Below are 22,357 nucleotides of genomic sequence, written 5' to 3' on the forward strand. Positions count from 1 at the left end.
ACATGGTGTCTGGCTGTGCACAGGTGGTGCGGGTGAGGCTCAGGTTCAGTCGGCGGCTGGCGCAGGCTGAATGGCGAGTTGGTCAGCCAGGCGCACAAATGCTGCCAGGTCCAGTTGCTCTGGGCGCAGGCTGCCGTCGACGCCGGCGGCTTCGATTTCGTCGTTGCTGAGCAAGGCCTTGAGGGTGTTACGCAGGGTCTTGCGGCGCTGGTTGAAGGCTTCGCGCACGACGCGTTCCAGCAGCTTGTGATCCTTGGCCGGGTGCGGCAGCACCGCGTGAGGCACCAGGCGCACGATGGCCGAGTCGACCTTCGGTGGCGGATTGAACGCGCCTGGACCGACGTTAAATAGATGCTCAACCCGGCAATGGTACTGAACCATGATCGACAGGCGACCCCAATCACCACCGCCAGGGCCTGCTGCCAGACGCTCGACCACTTCCTTTTGCAGCATGAAGTGCATGTCGCGGATCAGGCCTGCGTTGTTCAGCAGGTGAAAAATCAGCGGTGTGGAGATGTTGTACGGCAGGTTGCCCACAACCCGCAGGCTGTTGGGCGCCGCATTCAGGCTGGTGAAGTCGAACTTCAGTGCATCGCCCTGGTGCAGGTGGAAGTTGGGTTGGCTGGCGAACAGCTGGTTGAGGATCGGGATCAGGTCCTTGTCCAGTTCAACCACGTCCAGTTGGCCGCCACTGTTGAGCAGGCCTTTGGTCAGCGCACCCTGGCCCGGGCCGATTTCCAGCAGACGGTCTTCGGGCTTGGCGTGGATGGAACGCAGGATGCGGTCGATCACGCCAGCGTCGTGCAAGAAGTTTTGCCCGAAGCGCTTGCGCGCACGGTGTTGGTAATGCTCAGTCATATACGGGTCTCGGCCATCTGATAGGCGGTTTCCAGGGCCACATGCAGGCTGCCGGTATCGATCTTGCCGCTGCCGGCCAGGTCCAGGGCGGTGCCATGGTCGACGGAAGTACGGATGATCGGCAGGCCCAGTGTCACGTTGACTGCGGCGCCGAAGCCTTTGTATTTCAGCACGGGCAGCCCCTGGTCATGGTACATCGCCAGCACTGCGTCGCAGTGCTCCAGATATTTGGGGGTGAACAGAGTGTCGGCAGGCAGTGGGCCACGTAGGTCCATGCCCTCTTTGCGCAGGCGCTCTAATGTCGGTTCGATGATGTCGATTTCTTCATGGCCCAGGTGGCCGCCTTCACCGGCATGGGGGTTGAGGCCACATACCAGGATCCGCGGTTGGGCGATGCCGAATTTTTGTTGTAGGTCAGCGTGCAGGATGCGCGTCACACGTTCCAGGCGTTCAGGGGTGATGGCGTCGGCAACCGCCCGCAGGGGCAGGTGAGTGGTCACCAAAGCTACTCGCAGGCCACGGGTCGCCAGCATCATCACTACTTGTGCGGTATGGGTCAGTTCGGCGAGGAATTCGGTATGGCCGGAAAAGGCGATGCCGGAATCGTTGATCACGCCCTTGTGTACCGGAGCGGTGATCATCCCGGCGAAGTCTCCATCCACGCACCCTTGTCCAGCGCGGGTCAGAGTCTCCAGGACGAATGACGCATTGGCTTTGTCCAGTTGCCCGGCAACAACCTTGGCCTGCAGCGGGGTGTCCCACACATATAGGCTGTTGGCGGGCGCCGGAAGATCTGGCCAGTTGCCGGGTGCCACCGATAGCAAGTCGACAGCCACCCCCAGTTGCGCGGCCCGCTCAAGGAGCAGGTCGCGGCTGGTAATGGCAATCAGAGGGTATGGCTGGGGCTGCGAGGCGAGCAGCAGGCAAAGGTCAGGACCAATGCCGGCCGGCTCGCCGGGTGTCAACGCGAAACGCTGGGGTTTCACTGTGCTGCCTGGTCGGTGCCTGTTTGATCGGCGCCAGGAAGCTTGTTTTCCACGTAGGCTTCGTCACGGATCTGACGCAACCAGGTTTGCAGTTCTTCGTCGTATTTGCGGTTTCGCAGTACGGTCAAGGCTTGTTGCTCGCGGGCCTGGGCGGTGCTGTCAGTGGCGCGACGGCCAAGGACTTCCAGGACGTGCCAGCCATATTGGGTCTTGAATGGCTTGGACAGTACGCCTTGCGGAGTATCGGCCATCACTGCCTGGAACTCGGGCACTAGTGCCTTCGGGTCGATCCAGTTCAGGTCGCCGCCGTTGAGGGCAGAGCCTGGGTCTTCCGAGTAGCTTTTGGCCAGGGTGGAAAAGTCTTCGCCGCTGGTAATGCGCTCGTAGAGCTTCTGGGCCAGGGCCTTGGTCTCTGCTTCGCTGCGAATTTCGCTTGGTTTGATCAGGATGTGACGAACATGTACTTCGTCCCGTACCTGAGTCTCGCCGCCGCGCTTTTCCAGCAACTTGAGGATGATGAAGCCGCCAGGAGTCCGAGCGGGCTGGGTGATGCCGCCGATCTCCATGGTGCTCAGCTCGCGATCGAACGGAGGTGGCAGTTGAGCAGCTTTACGCCAGCCCATGTCACCGCCTTCGAGGGCGTTGTCGCTGCCGGATTGAGCAATAGCCATCTGAGCAAAGTCAGCGCCCTGCTTGAGCCGGTCATAGACAGCCTGGGTTTTTGCCGCCGCTGCGTTGAGCTGTTCAGCGTTGGCACTGTCTGGCGTCGGGATCAGGATATTAGCCAGGTGCAGTTCTTCAGAGAGCTGCATCTTGCCCAGGTCCGAGGCCAGGAAGTTCTTCACTTCCTGTTCGGAAACCTGAACCCGCTCGGCCACACGGCGCTGACGCACACGGCTGATGATCATTTCGCGGCGAATCTGGTCACGGGCGTCTTCATACGACAGACCGTCGTGAGCCAGTGCGGCGCGGAACTGATCAATGCTCATGTTGTTGCGTTGAGCGATGGTGCCGACGGCCTGGTTCAACTCTTCGTCGGTGATACGAATGCCGGAACGGTCGCCGATCTGCAATTGCAGGTTTTCGACGATCAGGCGTTCCAGCACCTGCTGGTCCAGGACGCTGGTAGGCGGCACGCCACCGCCACGCTTGGCGATGGTTTGCTGAACTTCCTTGACCCGTTGGTCCAGTTGGCTCTGCATGATCACGTCGTTATCGACGATGGCCACTACCTTGTCCAGCGGTTGAACTGCAGCGTGTGCCGCTGCAGTACCCAGGAACAGCGCGCCCAGCATCAGCGGGCGCAGACAATCAGAAAGCTTTATCTTCACGTTCACGATAACCTTGGATGCCTTTGTCGAGGAAGCTCTCTACCTTGGCGCCAGTGAGGCCGCCGAGTCCCTTCAGGACAATTTGGAGGAAGAGGCCGTGGTCGCCTTTTTCGTTGAGCGGGGCGATCTGGCTGTATTCGTCGTTGGAAACCCAATAACGGTTGATCACGCGCAGTTTCCAGCAGCAGTTGTCGTACTCGAAGCCACCGAAGGCTTCCAGGGTACGGTTGCGTGCATAGTCATACTGCCAGCGGGTGATCAGGTTCCACTGGGGAATGATTGGCCACATCATCGAGAAGTCGTGTTGCTGGATTTTGTAGTAATCCTTCACGTAGTTCTCTTGACCTGCAGTGCCGTAGTCACCACCGAACTGCCATTTGCCGGTCAACTGGTTGTAGACAACCTGGTCATTGCGATAGCGATAACCAACGTTGATAACCTTGTTCTTGTCGTCTTCCGGCTGGTAATGGAACATCGCGCTGCCGGAGCGTGCGCTATGGCTGTCGGTGTCCCAGTTGTAGTCGGCGGTGGCGCGCCAATCGCGGTTGAAGCGGAACTCGTAGTCAAGGGCGATAGGCGAAACATTCGACTGTGCATCCGCGCGGTCGGCGGCCAGGATGCCTGGCAGTTGGACTTCACGGTCCTTGAAGTACAAGGCTTGGCCGACGGAAATACGTTGACGCTCAAAGCCGTTTTCTTCGATCCAGCGGTTGGTGACGCCAAGCGACAGCTTGTTTTCGTCACCGACGCGGTCGCCGCCGACGAAGCGATTGTCACGGAACAAAGAGGCGTAATTGAACGTTGTTTCGCTGGTGTCGAATACGGGGATATCGCTCTGGTCTTTCTCTGGAACATAGAGATAGAACAGGCGCGGCTCCAAGGTTTGGTTGTAGTTTTTACCGAACCATTGAGTGTTGCGATCAAAGTAAAGACCACTGTCGATACTTGCGATTGGAACCGCGCGATCTTGGGAACTTTTGAACTTGTCGCCAGCTGCGAGAGTGGTTTTACCTCTCTCGTCTAGGTCGAGATCATACTTCGTGTAAACGTATTTAAGCTTCGGTGTGATGAAACCATACGTCCAGTTTAGAGGCAGCTCGACACTCGGTGCCGCGTTCAGGCGAGTGCCGTTGGCGCGGGTCAGCCCTGTCACGTAGTTGTCCAGGCGGCGTTCGCCTACAGTGCCATCGGCATTGAACGGCCCACCATCTTCGTTGGTGATATTACCGGTCCTCAGGTCCCGATCAAACCGGACAGCTTCGGTTTCATAAGCAAAGTTCAACCCGCCCGGATGGTACGGCAGCGCACCATTGAAGGTGATCTGTGGCAAACGGTTATACGGAGTGATGTTGGAAATCGTCGCCAGCTTGTAAGCCTGGAGATTCAACCGAGCAGTATAGTTGTCGCCACGATAGTTGACGGCACCCTGCTGATTGATAAAGTCCTGGGACTCAACGCCAATCTGATCAGTCTTCAGATCCTGGAAGTAGAACGGATCGCTGATGTCGGTGTAATCGACTTCAGTCATTACGCGCGAATCCAGGCCACCCTTGTGCTGCCAGTTAAGCATCCAGCGGGTTTTCTCGTAATCGGATTGCTTGCTGCGCTCGTCGTTGTCGTCGTTGAGGTACGCGCCGCCGAACTGCCCTTCGCTGGACTTGGTGAGGTAGCGGAATTCGCCTTCCATCAACATGCCGCGCTTGGTCATGTATTGCGGGTATAACGTGGCATCGTAGTTCGGTGCCAGGTTGAAGTAATACGGCGTATTCAGGGTAAAGCCCGTTTCACTGCCGGTGCTGAAACTCGGCGGCAGGAAGCCGGATTGACGACGGTTGTCGATCGGGAAGTAGATGTACGGCGTGTACAGGATCGGAATGTTCTTGATCCGCAACGTCGCGTTCGTCGCCGTACCGAAACCGGTGGCCGGGTTCAGCGTGATGTTGTTGCCCTTGAGCTGCCAGGCGTTGCTGTCTGGCTCGCAGGTGGTGTACGTACCGTCCTTGAGACGGATGATCGCATTCTCGGCGCGCTTGGCGTACAGCGCGCTACCGCGGATGCGTGATTTGTGCATCACGTATTCGGCGTTGTCGACTTGCGCGGCACCGGTGTCCAGTTGGACCTGGGCATGGTCGCCGACGATCAGGGCGCCGTTGTCGCGCAAACGGACGTTGCCGTTCAGCTCGCCACGGTTCTCGGCCTGGTACAGGCTGGCCTCTTCGGCTTCGACCTGCATGCTGCCTTGGCGCATGACAACGTCACCGGCCAAGGTCGCGACTTGTTGTTCCTGCTCATAACGAGAGACCTTGGCACCGATGAAGGTCGGCGCGTCGCTCTTGTCCGTCTTGTCGTTCATGCCAGGACGAAGCGGCTCGACATAGGAACCGGCACAATAAGGACCGGTTTCAGCCAACTGAGCGGCGGTGAGCTTCTCGCGAGGGACCCAATCCAAATGGCTGTAGTCGGCGCTGCGCGAACGCAGGCCACGGCCTTTGGCTTCGGTGACCAGCTTGGTCTGCGGCACGGCTTCAGCGCCAGCAGTCTCGCCTTGCGGCGTGCCGTTGGCCGAGCTGACGGCACTGCCGTCATGCACCGGGCGCGGTGGTAATGGGGCGGCGCTGGTTTTCGGCGCGCAATCCCAGGCACCCGAAGCAGAGACTGAGCAGTCATACTGTTCCGCGGCGACCACGAATGAGGTGGCGAAGGGTTGCATGGCCAGCAGACTGCCGGTTACCAGCAACGGAAATTTTCTACGAAACGCGGGGGATTTCAATGCCATCTTATTAGTCCGGGCTTCCTGCGTGCCATCTGCCCGCGGTGTGGGCCGCACGCCTCTCGATGGTCTGAAAAAGATGCGTGATAATAAAGCATGACCCGCTTGACGGCTAGCGCCGTCGGAGACCCTTGTAATGCCCGAGCAAGATCTACGTTTGCAACACCTGAAAGTCTGGCTTGATGAGCAGCTACCTTCACTTTTTACCGCTCAAGGCTGGGGTGTCGTACCCCCGGCCACGTTGACTGCGGCCAGCAGCGACGCGAGTTTCAGGCGCTATTTCCGTTGGGAAGGCGAGGGCCGCAGTTTTGTCGTCATGGACGCCCCTCCCCCCCAGGAAAACTGCAAACCTTTCGTCGATATCGCTCAAATGCTGGCGAAATCGGGGATAAACGTCCCACAAATTTATGCAGAAGATCTGCCTCGCGGCTTTCTTTTGCTCAATGACCTGGGTAGAAAAACGTATCTGGACGTCATGGACGGCGAAAATGCCGATCAATTGTTCGCTGATGCCATCGACGCGTTGCTGGCTTTCCAGCAGTTGCCAATGGACGCCGGTTTGCCCAGCTATGACGTTGCGCTGTTGCGCCGGGAGTTGGAACTGTTCCCCGAGTGGTATGTGCGCCGGCACCTGGGCATTGAGTTCGATGCTCATCAACTGGACCTGTGGCAGCGGGTCAGCACATTGCTGATCGACAGTGCCCTGGCTCAGCCCAAGGTGCTGGTGCATCGCGACTACATGCCGCGCAACCTGATGATCAGCGAGCCGAACCCCGGTGTGCTGGATTTCCAGGATGCGGTCTACGGCCCGGTGACCTATGACATCACCTGCTTGTTCAAGGACGCGTTCCTCAGTTGGCCCCAGGCTCGTGTGCAGGAATGGCAGCGTGGCTATTGGCAGCGCGCTGGCCAATTGGGCATCCCTGTACAGGAAGACTTTGAAGATTTCCTGCGGGCCAGCGACCTGATGGGTGTGCAGCGTCACCTCAAGGTGATCGGTATCTTCGCGCGTATCTGCCATCGTGACGGCAAGCCGCGCTACCTGGCCGATGTGCCGCGCTTCTTTGCCTATATAGACGCGGTGCTTGCGGATCGTGCGGAGTTGAACGACCTGGGCGAACTGCTGGCGAGCCTGCGCCAACCCGCCGAGGCCGTTGTATGAAGGCCATGATCCTGGCTGCCGGCAAAGGTGAGCGGATGCGTCCGCTAACTTTGCATACCCCCAAGCCGCTGATCCAGGCGGGAGGCAAGCGCCTGATCGAGTACCACCTTGAGGCGCTGGCGAAAGCCGGCTTCACCGACATCGTCATCAACCACGCCTGGCTCGGTCAGCAGGTCGAGGGCTATCTGGGCGACGGTTCGCAGTATGGCGTGCGAATCCAGTACTCCGCCGAAGGCGAGCCGCTGGAAACGGGTGGCGGGATTTTCCAGGCATTACCGCTTCTGGGTGACGAGGCGTTCCTGGTGGTCAATGGTGATATCTGGACTGACTACGACTTCGCCGGCCTGAATCAGCCGCTCAAGGGGCTGGCCCACTTGGTGATGGTCGATAACCCGGCGCATCACCCCAGTGGTGGTGACTTCTATCTCAAGGACGGTTCGCTTCATGATGCCGTGCCCGGTGCCGATAACCTGACCTTCAGTGGCATTTCAGTGCTGCACCCCGAGCTTTTCGCGGGTTGCAGCGCTGGCGCCTTCAAGCTGGCGCCGTTGTTGCGCGCGGCGATGGCTCAAGGTTTGGTGACGGGGGAACACATGGAAGGACGGTGGATCGATGTCGGGACGTTGGAGCGCCTGGCGCAAGTCGAAAACCTGCTGACAGCGGGGCAGTAAGATGCTGTGGCCAGGGACTCTGATTGGAGCCGGGGCGGGCTTTGCCATCGCCAGCATTCCGGGGGCTATGTTGGGCGCGCTGTTGGGTCAGGCGATGGACCGACGTTTACAGCTGCACAGTTGGGCGCAATTGCGCGAGCGACTGGGCGGGCGTCCGGCGCTGCGCAACGATGAATTGCTGTTTGTACTGCTCGGCCGCCTGGCCAAGAGCAATGGCCGGGTGGTGGACGGGCATATCCAGCAGGCCCGTCAGGAGATGCGTTCGCTGAATATGACCGAGCCGGCCCAGCGCCGGGCCATTGCTGCGTTCAACCGAGGCAAGTCCGGCTCTGACCGAGTGCGCAGTTATCTGCGCCTGCTCAAGGCCCAGCCCCATGCGGCGGAAGGCGTGTTGCGCGCCTGTTGGCGGATGGTCTGGGCGGATGGCAAGGCCAGCACTGCCGAGCGCGAGCTGATCGGGTTATGGGGCAAGTGGCTGGGCTGGACGCCGCAGCAGACTCAGGCACTGGCGGCTGATTACGAACCTGAGCGCAAACCGTTGGCCAACCGTGGCAGCACTTATCAGGAAGCGTTGCGGATTCTCGGGGTGACGGCGACCACTGAGCCGTCGGTGATTAAGCGGGCTTACCGGCGGCTGCTCAGTCGTCATCACCCGGACAAGATTGCCGGGAGTGGTGCCAGCCCGGCGCAGGTGCGTGAGGCGACCGAAAGGACTCGCGAACTGCATAACGCCTATGCGTTGATTCGTGAGCGGCGGGATTTCAGGTAGCCGCTGGCGATCAACTCCCAGTGTTCTGCGGGCTTAACCAGCCACGAATCCGGCGATACAACTGTTCCTGCCCGGCCTGGTTGTTGCCGGGAAGGGCCTTCAATGACACCTGTTTGTAGTTGTCATTCTTCAAGCGCTTGCTCGCCTGGGCTCGTTCCAGGGCATTTTTGCGTGCCTGGGCGTTGTCCTGATAGAAAAAGTCGGCGGTGGCCAGTTTCAGCGTTGGTGCCAGTTGTTGCAGGTCCGGAGCGCCTGCGAGCGGCGTCTGCGCCGCCACCATGATGAATTTCTGGACCTGAGGCGGTTGTTTTTCACTCAGATAGCGAGCCGCCCACCATGCGCCCGTGCCGTGCCCCAGCAGCACCACGCTGCGGGCATTTTGCGTCTGGGCGAAGGCAACGGCGGCATCGATGCGGGCAAAGATTCGCGTGGCGTCGGTCTTGTCCTGCTCATCTACGCCTGGGACGACGGCCGGGTCGGTGCCCTCGGCTTCGGCGCTGGCAGCCTGTTCGATCGGCTTGGGTGCTACGGTGCTGGCATCTTTGCTGCTGGTGTCCACGGCAGCCTTGGGGGCTTCGATTACACGCGGTGGAGTAGTGGCCAGGCTCAGGTCTGGCAGTGACAAACTGAGACTGCCCCAGGCGGCGTCCGGCAATTTTTGCCGCAAAGGGCCGATTGCTTGAGGCCAGTCAGCACTTTCCCCAGCGCCAGGGACAATAATTACCACGCCCTCAGGCTCGGCGCTGTTGGCAGGTTTCCACAGGGCGAGGAACGTATCGCTGCCGGCCTGCAATTGTTGCTGTTCCTGGGACGGGACTGTCCTCTCAAGCGCCGCGGTTTCTTCCTGGCTACGCTCGGGCAATGGCTGGCGCTCGGCCGGTTTTTCTGCAGCCGGTGGTTGGGTATCAGCGGCCTGGACACAAAAGGCGCTGGTAAACAGCAGCGACAGGCACAATGCTGGCAGTGCCGAACGGTGGGGAAGGGGCATCGTTGATTCCAGGCCAGAAGTGATTCCGGCAGCCTAATGGGTTGGTCAGTATTTGTCAGTGATGTGAGATGTGAATCATGATTTTTCGCTGTCTGCTGGTTATCGGCTGTCTGTGCTTTCCCTTGATGGCGGGCGCTGTGCCGGTGCCTGTCGTGCCGCAGGCGGTACTCAGTGTCGAGCAGCGTGAATGGCTGGCCCAGCACCCGGAGCTGCGGGTCGGGCTGGTCCTGCAGGCGCCCTATGCGCAATACGACCGGCGCTTGCAGCGTTTATCCGGGGCCAATGTCGAGCTGATGCAGTGGTTAGCCAAGGCGCTGAATATAGAGCTGACCTGGCGCAACTTCCCCAATCAGGAACAGTTGGACGCGGCGGTACGCGACGGCGAGGTCGATCTTGCCCCCGGCCTGTTGCAAACCCCGGCCGGTCTGCGTCTGTGGCAGTTTTCCGACCCCTATATGCGGGTTCCCCAGCGCGTCGTCGGCATCCGCGATGGCGGCGGCACCGTGGATCTGGAAAAGCTCGATGAGCAATCCCGGGTGGCGGTGCGCATGCCCAGCACTGTCGCCGATTACCTGCGCAGCAATTACCCCAGCCTAAACCTGCAAGGCGTGCCCCTGGAGCGCCAGGCCCTGCAATTGCTGCTGAGCCAGCAAGCCCGCTACGCTGTGATCGATGAAGCGCAGCTCAGTCGCTTGTCTGTGGAGCCTGAGTTTTCCGGGCTCGCGGTGGTAGGCGATATAGGCCTGCCGCAACTGCTGCGGGTGGCTACTCGACGTGATTGGCCCGAGCTTGCCGAGATCATGGAAAGCGCCTTGCGGGCGATTCCGGCTCGGGACCTGGACCAGTTGCATGCTCGCTGGCTGCAGCCCAAATACCCGCGCCTGACCGAATCCCCCGGTTTCTGGCAGAACCTGAGCCTGCTGCTGGGCATCCTGTTGCTGGCCTGCATGGCGGTGGCATTGTGGCAGCGTCGTCAGCAGCGCGGTTTGGAGCAGGACCTGCTGGCGACTCGGGAAGAAAGCGCCGCTCGCGCCGCCGGTGCCGAAGCGTTGCGCCTGACGCAGTTTTCCATCGACCAGAGCACCGTCGGCATCCTCTGGGTCAACTGGGACAGCCATGTGCGCTACGCCAACGTGGCGGCAGAAACCATGCTCGGCTACGCCCCCGGTGCGCTGATCGAGCGGCCGCTGATCGAGTTCGAACCCAAGTTGACCATGGACCGCTGGCTGAACCTGTGGAAGCGCGCCCGTGCCAGCGAAGACGGGCCGCAAAGTTTTGCCACCGATTGCCTGCGGGCCGACGGCAGTGTGTTGCCCACTGATGTCTCCTTGAGCTTCCTGCGTTTTGCCGGTGGCGAATACCTGGTGGTTTACCTCAATGATGTCACTGAGCGTCGCCGAGCCCTGGCCGCGTTGCAGGAAAGTGAAGCGCGCTTGCAAGGGATTGCCGCCAATGTGCCGGGATTGGTGTTTCGGCTGGAGCGGCTGCCGTTGAGCGCCGCTATCGACTTTGCCTATATCAGTGAAGGAAGTGAAAGCCTGGTGGGCTATGCCCCGGCGGTGCTCCGTCATCGCGATGTTGGCATTCGCAGCCTGGTGCACCCGGACGACCGCGCCAGTTACCACCGCACTCAGGACCAGGCCATCGACACCGAAAGCAATTGGTCGTGGCAAGGCCGCATCCTCACCCGCCAGGGCGAGCAGCGTTGGGCCGAAATCAAGGCCGTCACCCGGCGCCTGGAGGAGGGTGTTGTGGTGTGGGACGGGATTGTCTGGGATATCAGCGAGAGCAAGCGCATCGAGTTGGAGCTGGACGCCTCCCGCGCACAATTGCGTGAATTGTCAGCTCACCTGGAAACCGTGCGTGAGGAAGAAAAGGCGCGCATCGCCCGCGAAGTGCATGACGAACTGGGGCAAATGCTTACGGTACTCAAGCTGGAAACTTCGATGTGCGAACTGGCCTATGCGCAGCTTGACCCAGGCTTGCATGAGCGCTTGAACAGCATGAAGCGCCTGATTTCCCAGCTCTTTCAACTGGTACGGGATGTTGCCACCGCGTTGCGCCCGCCGATTCTCGACGCCGGGATTGCCTCGGCTATTGAGTGGCAGGCCCGGCGTTTCGAATCCCGCACGCAGATTCCTTGCCTGGTGCAAGTGCCGGACAACCTGCCGGCGCTCAGCGACGCCAAGGCCATTGGCCTGTTCCGGATACTGCAGGAGGCGCTGACTAATGTGATGCGCCATGCCCAGGCGCATACTGTTGAACTGACCCTGGCGGTGGAAGGTGCCAATCTGCGGCTGACCATCAGCGATGACGGCGCAGGTTTTGTGCCTGCGCCAGGGCGTCCGGTGTCATTTGGCCTGGTCGGCATGCGTGAGCGGGTACTGATCATGGGCGGGCAGTTGACCCTCGACAGTGAGTTGGGGGAGGGCACGACCCTGAGTGTTACGGTGCCGCTGGATTCATAACCACAAAAAGAGGAAACCCCTGTGATCCGCGTACTGGTAGCCGAAGACCACGCCATTGTTCGTGAAGGCATCAAGCAATTGATCGGCCTGGCCAAGGACCTGCTGGTAGTAGGCGAGGCGAGCAATGGTGAACAACTGCTGGAAACCTTGCGCCACGTTCCGTGCGAGGTGGTGCTGTTGGACATCTCGATGCCCGGCGTCAACGGCCTGGAAGCCATCCCGCGGATACGCGCCCTGAACAATCCTCCCGCTATCCTGGTGCTGTCCATGCACGACGAAGCGCAAATGGCCGCCCGTGCGCTGAAGGTGGGTGCCGCCGGTTATGCCACCAAGGACAGTGACCCGGCGCTGCTGCTGACGGCGATCCGCAAAGTGGCGGCCGGCGGGCGTTACATCGACCCGGACCTGGCGGACCGTATGGTCTTCGAAGTTGGCCTCACCGACGCCCGGCCCTTGCATTCGCTGCTGTCGGAGCGGGAGTTCTCGGTGTTCGAGCGCCTGGCCCAGGGCGCCAACGTCAACGACATCGCCCAGCAACTGGCCTTGAGCAGCAAGACTATCAGTACCCACAAGGCGCGGTTGATGCAGAAACTCAACATCACCTCCCTGGCGGAACTGGTGAAGTACGCCATGGAGCACAAGCTTCTATAGAGTCATATCTATTTGCGACACCCCGAAAAACGTCGCCAAGCCCATTCTTACCGCTTGCAGCTTGATGCTCATGCCTGCACTGTCCAGTGCCCGCCATCCGTGTAGGGCAATCCCTACCCTGAACCTTCCAAGATGCTGATGCCAATCTCTCCTGCACCCCGATTTTCGGGGGCTTGCGCCTGGACTACGCTTGCTTCACGGCAGTCCAAAACGAAAAGGTGTGGGTATGAGCGAGGTGGATTCAAATGATGTGCTGGTCAGCTTTCGTGGCGTACAGAAGAGCTACGACGGCGAGAACCTGATCGTCAAAGACCTCAACCTGGAGATTCGCAAGGGCGAATTCCTCACCCTGCTCGGGCCGTCCGGTTCGGGCAAGACCACCAGCCTGATGATGCTCGCCGGTTTCGAAACGCCGACCGCGGGCGAAATCCAGCTGGCCGGGCGCTCTATCAACAACGTGCCGCCCCACAAGCGTGACATCGGCATGGTGTTCCAGAACTACGCCTTGTTCCCCCACATGACGGTCTGCGAAAACCTGGCGTTTCCGCTGTCGGTCCGGGGCTTGAGCAAGACCGATATCAGTGAGCGGGTAAAGCGCGTGTTGAGCATGGTCCAGCTCGATGCCTTCGCCCAGCGCTACCCGGCGCAACTCTCCGGCGGCCAGCAGCAGCGGGTGGCCCTGGCCCGGGCGCTGGTATTTGAACCGCAGTTGGTGTTGATGGACGAGCCCCTCGGTGCCCTCGACAAGCAACTGCGCGAACACATGCAGATGGAGATCAAACACCTGCACCAGCGCCTCGGCGTGACCGTGGTCTACGTGACCCACGATCAGGGAGAAGCGCTGACCATGTCCGACCGTGTGGCGGTGTTCCACCAAGGTGAGATCCAGCAGATCGCAGCTCCGCGCACCTTGTATGAAGAGCCGAAAAACACCTTCGTTGCCAACTTCATTGGCGAGAACAACCGTCTTAATGGCCGCTTGCACAGCCACAGCGGCGACCGATGCGTAGTCGAGCTGGCGCGGGGCGAGAAGGTCGAGGCGCTGGCGGTGAATGTCGGCCAGATCGGCGGCCCGGTGACCCTGTCGGTGCGCCCGGAGCGGGTAAACCTCAATGGCTCCAGCGAAAGCTGTGTCAACCGCTTTTCCGGGCGTGTGGCGGAGTTCATCTACTTGGGCGACCACGTGCGGGTGCGCCTGGAAGTCTGCGGCAAGAGCGATTTTTTTGTGAAACAACCGATCGCCGAGCTGGACACGGCGTTGACGGTCGGCGACGTGGTACCGATTGGCTGGCAAGTCGAGCACGTTCGCGCACTCGACCCACTTCTAGAGGCGAATTGATCGCCCCCTTGGCTTCACCCAACCCTGCACGTGGAGAGAACAACAATGTTGAAATCCCTTAAATTCAGTGCGCTGGCCCTTGGCTTGATAGGCGCGACACAGGCCATGGCAGGCACGGACCTGACGGTCGTGTCCTTCGGCGGCGCGAACAAGGCGGCGCAGGTCAAGGCCTTCTACGCTCCGTGGGAAAGCGCGGGCAACGGCAAGATCATCGCCGGTGAATACAACGGTGAAATGGCCAAGGTCAAAGCTATGGTCGACACTAAGAGCGTGTCCTGGGACCTGGTGGAAGTCGAGTCGCCGGAGCTGTCCCGTGGCTGTGACGAAGACATGTTCGAACCGCTGGACCCGGCGCTGTTTGGCAAGGCTGAAGATTTCGTCAAGGGTGCGATTCAGCCGTGTGGCGTAGGTTTCTTCGTGTGGTCGACGGTCATGGCGTACAACGCCGACAAGCTGAAGACCGCCCCTACCGGTTGGGTGGATTTCTGGGACACCAAGAAATTCCCCGGCAAGCGTGGCTTGCGCAAGGGTGCCAAGTACACCCTGGAGTTCGCTTTGATGGCGGACGGCGTAGCGCCTAAAGACGTTTACAAAGTGCTGGCCGGCAAAGACGGTCAGGACCGGGCTTTCAAGAAACTCGACGAACTCAAGCCGTCGATTCAGTGGTGGGAAGCCGGCGCACAACCGCCGCAGTACCTGGCCTCGGGCGATGTGGTCATGAGCTCGGCCTACAACGGCCGGATCGCCGCAGTGCAGAAAGAAAGCAATCTGAAAGTGGTGTGGAACGGCGGCATTTACGACTTCGACGCTTGGGCGATTCCAAAAGGCCTGGCCAAGGATCGTGCTGAAGCAGCGAAGAAATTCATCGCCTTCTCGGTCGCGCCACAGCAGCAGAAAACTTATTCGGAAAACATCGCTTACGGTCCGGCCAACACTCTGGCGGTACCGCTGCTGGCTAAAGATGTGCTCAAGGATATGCCGACCACCCCGGAAAACATCGCCAACCAGGTGCAGATCGACGTCAGCTTCTGGGCGGATAACGGTGAGCAACTGGAGCAGCGCTTCAATTCCTGGGCGGCCAAGTAACCCGGCTTTGCCACTGAGCTTTTGTGGCGAGGGGGCTTGCCCCCGTTGGGTTGCGAAGTAACCCCAGTAGAGTCACCGCGTTTTATCAGACATAGCGCGGCGGCTGGTTTTGGGGCTGCTACGCAGCCCAACGGGGGCAAGCCCCCTCGCCACAGGGGTTGCAGCCTTACGCGAGACTGTTGTCATTATCAGAATTTCGGAGTTTGCCATGGCCATCGCCGTTCCCTCGAACGAGGTCTCCACCCCCACCTTGAAGCAGCGCCTGGCGCGTGCCGAGCGGCTTAACCGCTGGAAGGCCCAAGCCTTGATTGCGCCGCTGGTGCTGTTTTTGTTGCTGGTGTTCCTGGTGCCGATCGTCGCGCTGCTCTACAAAAGCGTTGGCAACCCGGAAGTAGTGGGCGGCCTGCCGCGCACCGTGGTCGCGGTGACCGCGTGGGACGGGCGTGGCTTGCCCGGCGAGCCTGTGTATCAGGCCCTCAGCGAGGACCTGGGCGAAGCCCGGAAAAACCAGACCCTGGGCGATTTGTCCAAACGCCTGAACATGGAATTGGCCGGCTACCGCAGTCTGCTGACCAAAACCGCGCGGGCGCTGCCGTTTACTCAAGTGCCTGTCTCTTATAAAGAAGCGCTGGAAAACCTCGACGAGCGTTGGGGCGACCCGGCGTACTGGCAGGCGATCCGCCGCAATACCAGCAGCTTGACGCCTTACTACCTGCTGGCGGCCGTCGATCACCGTATTGACGACCTCGGCGAAGTCGCCCCGGCCACACCGGACCAGGCGATTTACCTCGACATCTTCGCCCGGACCTTCTGGATGGGCCTGGTGATTACCGTGTTTTGCCTATTGCTGGCCTACCCCCTGGCCTACCTGTTGGCCAACTTGCCGGCTCGGCAAAGCAACCTGCTGATGATCCTGGTGCTGCTGCCGTTCTGGACCTCGGTGCTGGTGCGAGTGGCGGCGTGGATTGTGCTGTTGCAATCGGGTGGGCTGATCAATGGCGCGCTGATGAGCATGGGCATCATCGACAAGCCCCTGGAGTTGGTATTCAACCGGCTGGGGGTCTACATCTCCATGGTGCATATCCTGCTGCCGTTCATGATCTTGCCGATATACAGCGTGATGAAGGGAATTTCGCCGACCTATATGCGTGCGGCGATTTCCCTGGGCTGTCATCCATTTGCCAGCTTCTGGCGGGTGTACTTTCCGCAGACCTACGCGGGCGTCGGTGCGGGCTGCCTGTTGGTGTTCATTCTGGCAATTGGTTACTACATCACCCCGGCGTTGCTGGGTAGCCCGAACGACCAGATGGTCAGCTACTTTGTGGCCTTCTACACCAACACCAGCATTAACTGGGGCATGGCCACGGCCTTGGGTGGATTGCTGCTGCTGGCCACCGTGGTGCTGTATCTGATCTACAACTGGCTGGTGGGCGCCAGCCGCCTGCGCCTGAGCTGAGGAGACCTTGAGATGCTGAGCCCTTACATGTCACCCGTTGAGCGGGTCTGGTTCTACAGCTTGCGGATTCTCTGCGGCCTGATCCTGTTGTTCCTGATTTTGCCGGTGCTGGTGATCATTCCGCTGTCGTTCAATTCCGGGAGCTTCCTGGTGTACCCGCTGCAAGGGTTCTCGCTGCACTGGTACGAGGACTTTTTCGCCTCGGCGGAATGGATGCGGGCGTTAAAGAACAGCATCATCGTCGCCCCGGCAGCGACCGTGCTGGCCATGGTCTTCGGTACCCTGGCGGCGATTGGCCTGACCCGTGGCCATTTCCCCGGCAAGGCGCTGGTGATGGCGTTGGTGATTTCACCGATGGTGGTGCCGGTGGTGATTATCGGCGTTGCCAGCTACCTGTTCTTTGCCCCGTTGGGCCTGGGCAACAGCTTCTTTTCGCTGATCGTGGTGCATGCGGTGTTGGGCGTGCCGTTTGTGATCATTACCGTCTCGGCGACCTTGCAAGGCTTCAACCATAATCTGGTGCGTGCGGCAGCCAGCCTGGGGGCTTCGCCGGTGACGGCATTTCGGCGGGTGACCTTGCCGCTGATTGCTCCTGGGGTGATCTCCGGCGCGCTGTTTGCCTTCGCCACTTCGTTCGATGAAGTGGTGGTGACACTGTTCCTCGCAGGTCCCGAGCAGGCGACTTTGCCCCGGCAGATGTTCAGTGGTATCCGTGAAAACCTCAGCCCGACCATCGCCGCTGCGGCGACCTTGCTGATTGCGTTCTCGGTTGTGCTGTTGCTGACCCTAGAGTGGTTGCGTGGGCGCAGTGAAAAGCTGCGTACCGCACAAGTCTGAAGGCTAAGTCTGCCATTCAACCCCTGAATGGCAGACAACCCTCAATCCCGAGCTATCCTTGTGCCAGCCCCCAACCTCTAAGAGGCCACGCACATGAGTACTTCCTCATTCAAGATCGCCCACAAATTGCTCACTGGACCAGGTGCCATCGAGCAACTGGCCGCCGAGCTGACAAGGCTGGATGTCGACAACCCGCTGATCGTCACCGACGCGGCGCTGGTCAAGTCCGGCACCGTGCAGTTGGCGTTGGCGCAGCTGGGTGATCGTCCGTACGAAATTTTCGACCGTGTGATGCCCGACCCGGAAATTGCCATCGTCGAAGACTGCATGCAGGTCTACCGCGAAGGCGGGCATGACGGCTTGATTGGCGTGGGGGGCGGCAGTGCCATCGACATCGCCAAGAGCGTCGCCGCCTATGCCGGCTATCACGGCGCCCTGGAGGACCTGTTCGGCGTCGACCAGGTGCCCCGCAAGGGCCCGCCGCTGATCGCGATTCCCACCACCGCCGGCACCGGTTCGGAGGTGACCAATGTGGCGATTCTGTCGGACAAGGTCGCCCAATTGAAAAAAGGTATCGTCAGCGATTTCCTGTTGCCGGACGTAGCGCTGATCAGCCCGCAGATGACCTTGACCTGCCCGCGCAGCGTCACCGCCGCCAGTGGCGTCGATGCGCTGGTGCATGCCATCGAGTCCTACCTGTCGCTGAATGCCTCGCAGATCACCGATGCCCTGGCCATTGGCGCGATCAAATTGATCGTCAATGCCTTGCCCAAGGCCTACGCCAACCCGGCCAATCTCCAAGCCCGTGATGACATGGCCACCGCTAGCCTGATGGCCGGCATGGCCTTCGGTAATGCCGGTGTGGGCGCGGTGCATGCCCTGGCGTATCCGTTGGGCGGGCGCTTCAATATCTCCCATGGGGTCAGCAATGCCTTGTTGCTGCCCTATGTCATGCACTGGAACAAGCTGGCCTGCGTCGAACGCATGCGCGATATCGCCCAGGCCATGGGGGTGAATGTCACGGGGTTGAGTGTCAATGATGCCGCCGACCAGGCTGTCGACGCCATGACACGGCTGTGCGCCGCTGTGGAGATCCCGTCAGGCTTGCGCAGTTTCGGTGTTCCCGAAGAGGCTATCCCAGCCATGGCTGTGGAGGCTGCGGGCATCGAGCGACTGATGCGCAACAATCCGCGCAAGCTCAGCGCCGCGGATATAGAGAAAATCTACCGCGCTGCGTACTAGCCATTGAGTCAGGTCACGGTGCGCGCAACAAAGCATGCGGTATACAATGCGCGCCATCGTGATTTAGCTCAAAAAGGTGCGTCATGCAGCCCTTCGTTATTGCTCCATCGATTCTCTCCGCCGACTTCGCCCGCCTGGGCGAGGAAGTGGACAACGTGCTGGCCGCCGGTGCCGACTTCGTTCACTTCGATGTCATGGATAACCACTATGTGCCGAACCTGACCATTGGTCCGATGGTCTGCGCCGCCCTGCGCAAGTACGGCGTAACCGCGCCTATTGATGCGCACTTGATGGTCAGCCCGGTGGACCGCATCATCGGTGACTTCATCGACGCTGGCGCGACCTACATCACCTTCCACCCGGAAGCCACGCTGCACGTCGACCGCTCCCTGCAACTGATCCGCGAAGGCGGCTGCAAGGCCGGCCTGGTGTTCAACCCGGCGACGCCGCTGGACGTGCTCAAGTACGTGATGGACAAGGTCGACATGATCCTGCTGATGAGCGTCAACCCAGGCTTCGGCGGGCAGAAGTTCATTCCCGGCACCCTCGACAAGCTGCGCGAAGCCCGCGGGCTGATCGATGCCTCCGGTCGTGATATCCGCCTGGAAATCGACGGTGGCGTCAACGTCAACAATATCCGCGAAATCGCTGCTGCCGGTGCCGATACCTTTGTCGCCGGCTCGGCGATTTTCAACGCGCCGGACTATCAGGAAGTGATCGCCAAAATGCGCGCAGAACTGGCGCTGGCGCGTCCATGAGCGGCTTTGAGCAGTTGTTCCCCGGCACACTGCCGCGGCTGGTGATGTTCGATCTGGACGGGACGTTGGTCGACTCGGTCCCGGACCTGGCGGCTGCCGTGGATAACATGCTGCTCAAGCTCGGACGCGCGCCGGCCGGTATCGACTCGGTGCGTGAGTGGGTCGGCAACGGCGTGCAGATATTGGTACGCCGGGCCCTGGCCAACCATATCGACGCGCAAGGTGTGGATGACGTCGAGGCCGAGCATGCCCTGCAACTGTTCAACGCCGCCTATGAAGAAGGCTATGAACTGACCGTGGTCTATCCCGGCGTGCGTGACACCCTCAAGTGGCTGCACAAACAGGGCGTGGAAATGGCGTTGATTACCAACAAGCCGGAGCGCTTTGTCGCGCCGTTGTTGGACCAGATGAAGATCGGCCGCTATTTTCGCTGGATCATCGGTGGCGATACCCTGCCGCAGAAGAAACCCGACCCGGCGGCGCTGTTCTTCGTGATGAAAATGGCCAATATCCCGGCCTCCCAGTCGTTGTTTGTCGGCGACTCGCGCAGCGATGTGTTAGCGGCGAAAGCGGCAGGGGTCCAGTGCGTGGCCTTGAGTTACGGCTATAACCACGGCCGGCCGATCGCCGAAGAGTCACCAACGCTGGTGATTGACGACCTGCGACTGCTAATCCCCGGTTGCTTGGGAGCTGGCGCTGAGATAACGTTGGCCGACGCTGTTCCATCCCCTTCTGGAAATCCCATCGTGGTGGTCACTCGCAAACTCTGGATGAAAGTCATCAAGGCTCTGGCCCGCTGGCGTTGGCGCGCCTGACTGATCCTGGCCGCGCTGCGGCACGTTTGCACACCTGACCGTTAGACCCTCATGCCACGAGGCACCTCATGATCCGCGAAGAATTCCTGCGTTTGGCCGCTGCTGGCTACAACCGTATCCCCCTGGCCTGCGAAACCCTGGCCGACTTCGACACCCCGCTGTCGATCTACCTGAAACTGGCCGACGAGCCCAATTCTTATTTGCTGGAATCGGTGCAGGGCGGCGAGAAGTGGGGGCGTTATTCGATCATTGGCCTACCGTGCCGCACGGTACTGCGAGTTCACGACCATCACGTCAGCATCACCTGTGACGGCGTCGAGATCGAAAGCCATGATGTGGAAGACCCGCTGACCTTCGTCGAAGCCTTCAAGGCCCGCTATAACGTACCGACCATTGCCGGCCTGCCGCGCTTCAACGGCGGACTGGTGGGCTACTTCGGCTACGACTGCGTGCGTTACGTGGAGAAACGCCTGGGCAAATGCCCGAATCCTGACCCGCTGGGCGTGCCGGACATTCTGTTGATGGTCTCCGACGCGGTAGTCGTTTTCGACAACCTTGCCGGCAAGATGCACGCGATTGTGCTGGCCGATCCCTCCCAGGATGGCGCGTTCGAGCAAGGCCAGGCCAGCCTGGAAGCCTTGCTGGAAAAACTACGCCAGCCGATCACCCCGCGTCGCGGCCTGGACCTAAGCCGTCCGCCGGCTGCCGACCCGGTGTTCCGCTCCAGCTTTACCCAGGATGACTACGAGCGCGCAGTCGATACCATCAAGGAATACATCCTCGCCGGCGACTGCATGCAAGTGGTGCCGTCGCAGCGAATGTCCATCGACTTCAAGGCCGCACCCATTGATCTCTATCGGGCGCTGCGCTGCTTCAACCCGACGCCGTACATGTACTTCTTCAACTTTGGCGACTTTCATGTCGTGGGCAGTTCGCCGGAAGTGCTGGTGCGTGTCGAAGATAATCTGATCACCGTGCGCCCGATTGCCGGTACCCGTCCTCGCGGTGCGACCGAAGAGGCGGACCTAGCGCTGGAGCAAGACCTGCTGTCCGACGACAAGGAAATTGCCGAGCACTTGATGCTGATCGACCTGGGGCGTAACGACACTGGGCGAGTCTCGGAAATCGGTTCGGTGAAACTCACTGAGAAGATGGTCATCGAGCGTTATTCCAACGTGATGCACATTGTCTCCAACGTTACTGGCGAGCTGAAGGCCGGGCTGACGGCGATGGACGCTTTGCGGGCGATTCTGCCGGCCGGCACTTTGTCCGGCGCACCAAAGATTCGCGCGATGGAAATCATCGACGAGCTGGAGCCAGTCAAGCGCGGTGTCTATGGCGGCGCGGTGGGCTACTTCGCCTGGAACGGCAACATGGACACCGCCATTGCGATCCGCACTGCGGTGATCAAGGACGGCGAGCTGCATGTGCAGGCGGGTGGCGGCATTGTTGCCGACTCGGTGCCAGCCCTTGAGTGGGAAGAAACCTTGAACAAGCGCCGGGCGATGTTCCGCGCAGTGGCGTTGGCTGAACAGACCCCGCAGGGCTAAGAATTCAAGAGGTTTCCCCCATGTTGCTGATGATCGATAACTATGACTCCTTTACTTACAACGTTGTGCAATACCTGGGCGAGCTCGGCGCCGAGGTCACGGTGGTGCGCAACGATGAACTGACCGTGGCCGAAATTGCCGCGCTGAATCCTGAGCGCATCGTGGTTTCCCCTGGTCCGTGTACCCCGACTGAAGCGGGAATATCCCTGGAAGCCATCAAGTTTTTTGCCGGGAAATTGCCGATTCTCGGTGTGTGCCTGGGCCATCAGTCCATCGGCCAGGCATTCGGCGGCGACGTGGTTCGCGCCCGCCATGTGATGCATGGCAAGACCAGCCCGGTGTTCCATAATGACCAGGGTGTATTTCACGGTTTGAAGCTGCCGGTGACGGTTACTCGCTACCACTCGTTGGTGGTCAAACGCGAGACCCTGCCGGAATGCCTTGAACTGACCGCCTGGACTCAGTTGGAAGACGGCTCGGTCGACGAGATCATGGGCCTGCGTCACAAGACATTGAATGTCGAAGGGGTGCAATTTCACCCTGAATCGATTCTGACCGAGCAGGGCTATGAGCTGTTCGCCAACTTTCTCAAGCAACGCGGCGGCACGCGCTAAGGACTT

General features: G+C 60.3%; 19 protein-coding genes. 14 read left to right on the forward strand and 5 right to left on the reverse strand.

Annotated features, from left to right (window positions below; translation table 11 throughout):
• Positions 1–45 precede the first annotated feature (45 nt).
• The 4 genes from rsmA to AAEZ06_RS11735 are packed head-to-tail and all read right to left on the reverse strand — an operon-like array spanning position 46 to position 5,951.
• Positions 46–858 carry a 16S rRNA (adenine(1518)-N(6)/adenine(1519)-N(6))-dimethyltransferase RsmA gene (rsmA, locus tag AAEZ06_RS11720; RefSeq protein ID WP_149414388.1) on the reverse strand — a complete coding sequence of 271 codons (813 nt, stop codon included), beginning with the start codon at positions 856–858 and terminating at the stop codon, positions 46–48.
• Positions 855–1,844: a 4-hydroxythreonine-4-phosphate dehydrogenase PdxA gene (gene pdxA / locus AAEZ06_RS11725; protein ID WP_149414389.1), complete on the reverse strand. Its 990-nt coding sequence runs from the start codon at positions 1,842–1,844 to the stop codon at positions 855–857. Before pdxA ends, rsmA begins: the two co-directional genes overlap by 4 nt.
• Entirely contained in the window at positions 1,841–3,175 is a 1,335-nt protein-coding gene (locus tag AAEZ06_RS11730) for a peptidylprolyl isomerase (protein WP_371923918.1), read from the reverse strand. The genes pdxA and AAEZ06_RS11730 overlap by 4 nt, the downstream gene beginning before the upstream one ends.
• A complete protein-coding gene (locus AAEZ06_RS11735; RefSeq protein WP_350614380.1) occupies positions 3,156–5,951 on the reverse strand; it encodes an LPS-assembly protein LptD in 2,796 nt (931 codons plus the stop codon). The genes AAEZ06_RS11730 and AAEZ06_RS11735 overlap by 20 nt, the downstream gene beginning before the upstream one ends.
• 130 nt (positions 5,952–6,081) lie before the next feature.
• Here AAEZ06_RS11735 and AAEZ06_RS11740 point away from each other — a divergent pair, with 130 nt between their 5' ends.
• From AAEZ06_RS11740 to AAEZ06_RS11750, 3 genes are read left to right on the forward strand one after another with little or no spacing between them, the layout of a single operon-like run.
• The gene (locus AAEZ06_RS11740; protein ID WP_350614382.1) at positions 6,082–7,107 is read left to right on the forward strand and encodes an aminoglycoside phosphotransferase family protein; all 1,026 of its coding nucleotides are present in this window, start codon (positions 6,082–6,084) and stop codon (positions 7,105–7,107) included.
• On the forward strand, positions 7,104–7,778 hold the full coding sequence (gene murU, locus AAEZ06_RS11745) for an N-acetylmuramate alpha-1-phosphate uridylyltransferase MurU (protein ID WP_149414393.1): 675 nt from the start codon (positions 7,104–7,106) through the stop codon (positions 7,776–7,778). The genes AAEZ06_RS11740 and murU overlap by 4 nt, the downstream gene beginning before the upstream one ends.
• A 1-nt stretch (position 7,779) precedes the next feature.
• Complete coding sequence (locus tag AAEZ06_RS11750; protein ID WP_149414394.1) at positions 7,780–8,547, forward strand: TerB family tellurite resistance protein; 768 nt, start codon at positions 7,780–7,782, stop codon at positions 8,545–8,547.
• A gap of 10 nt (positions 8,548–8,557) precedes the next feature.
• Here the strand turns inward: AAEZ06_RS11750 and AAEZ06_RS11755 are convergent, their stop codons facing one another.
• Complete coding sequence (locus tag AAEZ06_RS11755) at positions 8,558–9,535, reverse strand: alpha/beta hydrolase family protein (protein WP_149414395.1); 978 nt, start codon at positions 9,533–9,535, stop codon at positions 8,558–8,560.
• 77 nt (positions 9,536–9,612) lie between these two features.
• Between AAEZ06_RS11755 and AAEZ06_RS11760 the strand changes: the two genes are divergently transcribed.
• The 11 genes from AAEZ06_RS11760 (at position 9,613) to AAEZ06_RS11810 (ending at position 22,351) form a co-directional block, all read left to right on the forward strand.
• On the forward strand, positions 9,613–12,003 hold the full coding sequence (locus tag AAEZ06_RS11760; RefSeq protein ID WP_350614385.1) for a PAS domain-containing sensor histidine kinase: 2,391 nt from the start codon (positions 9,613–9,615) through the stop codon (positions 12,001–12,003).
• Positions 12,004–12,024: 21 nt separating this feature from the next.
• Positions 12,025–12,654 (forward strand): response regulator, encoded by a 630-nt coding sequence (locus AAEZ06_RS11765; protein WP_133102265.1) that lies wholly within the window; start codon positions 12,025–12,027, stop codon positions 12,652–12,654.
• A gap of 226 nt (positions 12,655–12,880) precedes the next feature.
• Positions 12,881–13,993, forward strand: coding sequence for an ABC transporter ATP-binding protein (locus AAEZ06_RS11770; RefSeq protein WP_149414397.1), 1,113 nt, complete (start codon positions 12,881–12,883; stop codon positions 13,991–13,993).
• 45 nt (positions 13,994–14,038) lie between these two features.
• Positions 14,039–15,079 (forward strand): ABC transporter substrate-binding protein, encoded by a 1,041-nt coding sequence (locus AAEZ06_RS11775; protein WP_350614387.1) that lies wholly within the window; start codon positions 14,039–14,041, stop codon positions 15,077–15,079.
• 208 nt (positions 15,080–15,287) lie between these two features.
• Positions 15,288–16,535, forward strand: coding sequence for an ABC transporter permease (locus tag AAEZ06_RS11780; RefSeq protein WP_149414399.1), 1,248 nt, complete (start codon positions 15,288–15,290; stop codon positions 16,533–16,535).
• 12 nt (positions 16,536–16,547) lie between these two features.
• The gene (locus tag AAEZ06_RS11785) at positions 16,548–17,372 is read left to right on the forward strand and encodes an ABC transporter permease (RefSeq protein ID WP_149414400.1); all 825 of its coding nucleotides are present in this window, start codon (positions 16,548–16,550) and stop codon (positions 17,370–17,372) included.
• Between the two features lie 93 nt (positions 17,373–17,465).
• On the forward strand, positions 17,466–18,614 hold the full coding sequence (locus AAEZ06_RS11790) for an iron-containing alcohol dehydrogenase (protein ID WP_149414401.1): 1,149 nt from the start codon (positions 17,466–17,468) through the stop codon (positions 18,612–18,614).
• 83 nt (positions 18,615–18,697) lie between these two features.
• Complete coding sequence (gene rpe / locus AAEZ06_RS11795) at positions 18,698–19,372, forward strand: ribulose-phosphate 3-epimerase (protein ID WP_149414402.1); 675 nt, start codon at positions 18,698–18,700, stop codon at positions 19,370–19,372.
• Positions 19,369–20,187, forward strand: a complete 819-nt coding sequence (locus tag AAEZ06_RS11800) for a phosphoglycolate phosphatase (protein WP_350614391.1) — start codon at positions 19,369–19,371, stop codon at positions 20,185–20,187. The genes rpe and AAEZ06_RS11800 overlap by 4 nt, the downstream gene beginning before the upstream one ends.
• Before the next feature lie 68 nt (positions 20,188–20,255).
• On the forward strand, positions 20,256–21,737 hold the full coding sequence (gene trpE, locus AAEZ06_RS11805) for an anthranilate synthase component I (RefSeq protein WP_133102257.1): 1,482 nt from the start codon (positions 20,256–20,258) through the stop codon (positions 21,735–21,737).
• Positions 21,738–21,757: 20 nt separating this feature from the next.
• Positions 21,758–22,351: an aminodeoxychorismate/anthranilate synthase component II gene (locus tag AAEZ06_RS11810; protein WP_149414404.1), complete on the forward strand. Its 594-nt coding sequence runs from the start codon at positions 21,758–21,760 to the stop codon at positions 22,349–22,351.
• The last annotated feature ends 6 nt before the right edge of the window (positions 22,352–22,357 follow it).

The organism is Pseudomonas sp. HY7a-MNA-CIBAN-0227 (genome assembly GCF_040310325.1).
Lineage (GTDB): Bacteria > Pseudomonadota > Gammaproteobacteria > Pseudomonadales > Pseudomonadaceae > Aquipseudomonas.

Bases quoted from the DNA above. Each gene is read 5' to 3' on its own strand.
- AAEZ06_RS11810 (WP_149414404.1), top strand. From the start codon at position 21,758: ATGTTGCTGATGATCGATAACTATGACTCCTTTACTTACAACGTTGTG.
- AAEZ06_RS11800 (WP_350614391.1), top strand. From the start codon at position 19,369: ATGAGCGGCTTTGAGCAGTTGTTCCCCGGCACACTGCCGCGGCTGGTG.
- AAEZ06_RS11755 (WP_149414395.1), bottom strand. From the start codon at position 9,535: ATGCCCCTTCCCCACCGTTCGGCACTGCCAGCATTGTGCCTGTCGCTG.
- AAEZ06_RS11785 (WP_149414400.1), top strand. From the start codon at position 16,548: ATGCTGAGCCCTTACATGTCACCCGTTGAGCGGGTCTGGTTCTACAGC.
- AAEZ06_RS11790 (WP_149414401.1), top strand. From the start codon at position 17,466: ATGAGTACTTCCTCATTCAAGATCGCCCACAAATTGCTCACTGGACCA.
- AAEZ06_RS11735 (WP_350614380.1), bottom strand. From the start codon at position 5,951: ATGGCATTGAAATCCCCCGCGTTTCGTAGAAAATTTCCGTTGCTGGTA.
- trpE (WP_133102257.1), top strand. From the start codon at position 20,256: ATGATCCGCGAAGAATTCCTGCGTTTGGCCGCTGCTGGCTACAACCGT.
- AAEZ06_RS11770 (WP_149414397.1), top strand. From the start codon at position 12,881: ATGAGCGAGGTGGATTCAAATGATGTGCTGGTCAGCTTTCGTGGCGTA.
- AAEZ06_RS11760 (WP_350614385.1), top strand. From the start codon at position 9,613: ATGATTTTTCGCTGTCTGCTGGTTATCGGCTGTCTGTGCTTTCCCTTG.
- murU (WP_149414393.1), top strand. From the start codon at position 7,104: ATGAAGGCCATGATCCTGGCTGCCGGCAAAGGTGAGCGGATGCGTCCG.
- AAEZ06_RS11775 (WP_350614387.1), top strand. From the start codon at position 14,039: ATGTTGAAATCCCTTAAATTCAGTGCGCTGGCCCTTGGCTTGATAGGC.
- rpe (WP_149414402.1), top strand. From the start codon at position 18,698: ATGCAGCCCTTCGTTATTGCTCCATCGATTCTCTCCGCCGACTTCGCC.
- AAEZ06_RS11740 (WP_350614382.1), top strand. From the start codon at position 6,082: ATGCCCGAGCAAGATCTACGTTTGCAACACCTGAAAGTCTGGCTTGAT.
- rsmA (WP_149414388.1), bottom strand. From the start codon at position 858: ATGACTGAGCATTACCAACACCGTGCGCGCAAGCGCTTCGGGCAAAAC.
- AAEZ06_RS11780 (WP_149414399.1), top strand. From the start codon at position 15,288: ATGGCCATCGCCGTTCCCTCGAACGAGGTCTCCACCCCCACCTTGAAG.
- AAEZ06_RS11750 (WP_149414394.1), top strand. From the start codon at position 7,780: ATGCTGTGGCCAGGGACTCTGATTGGAGCCGGGGCGGGCTTTGCCATC.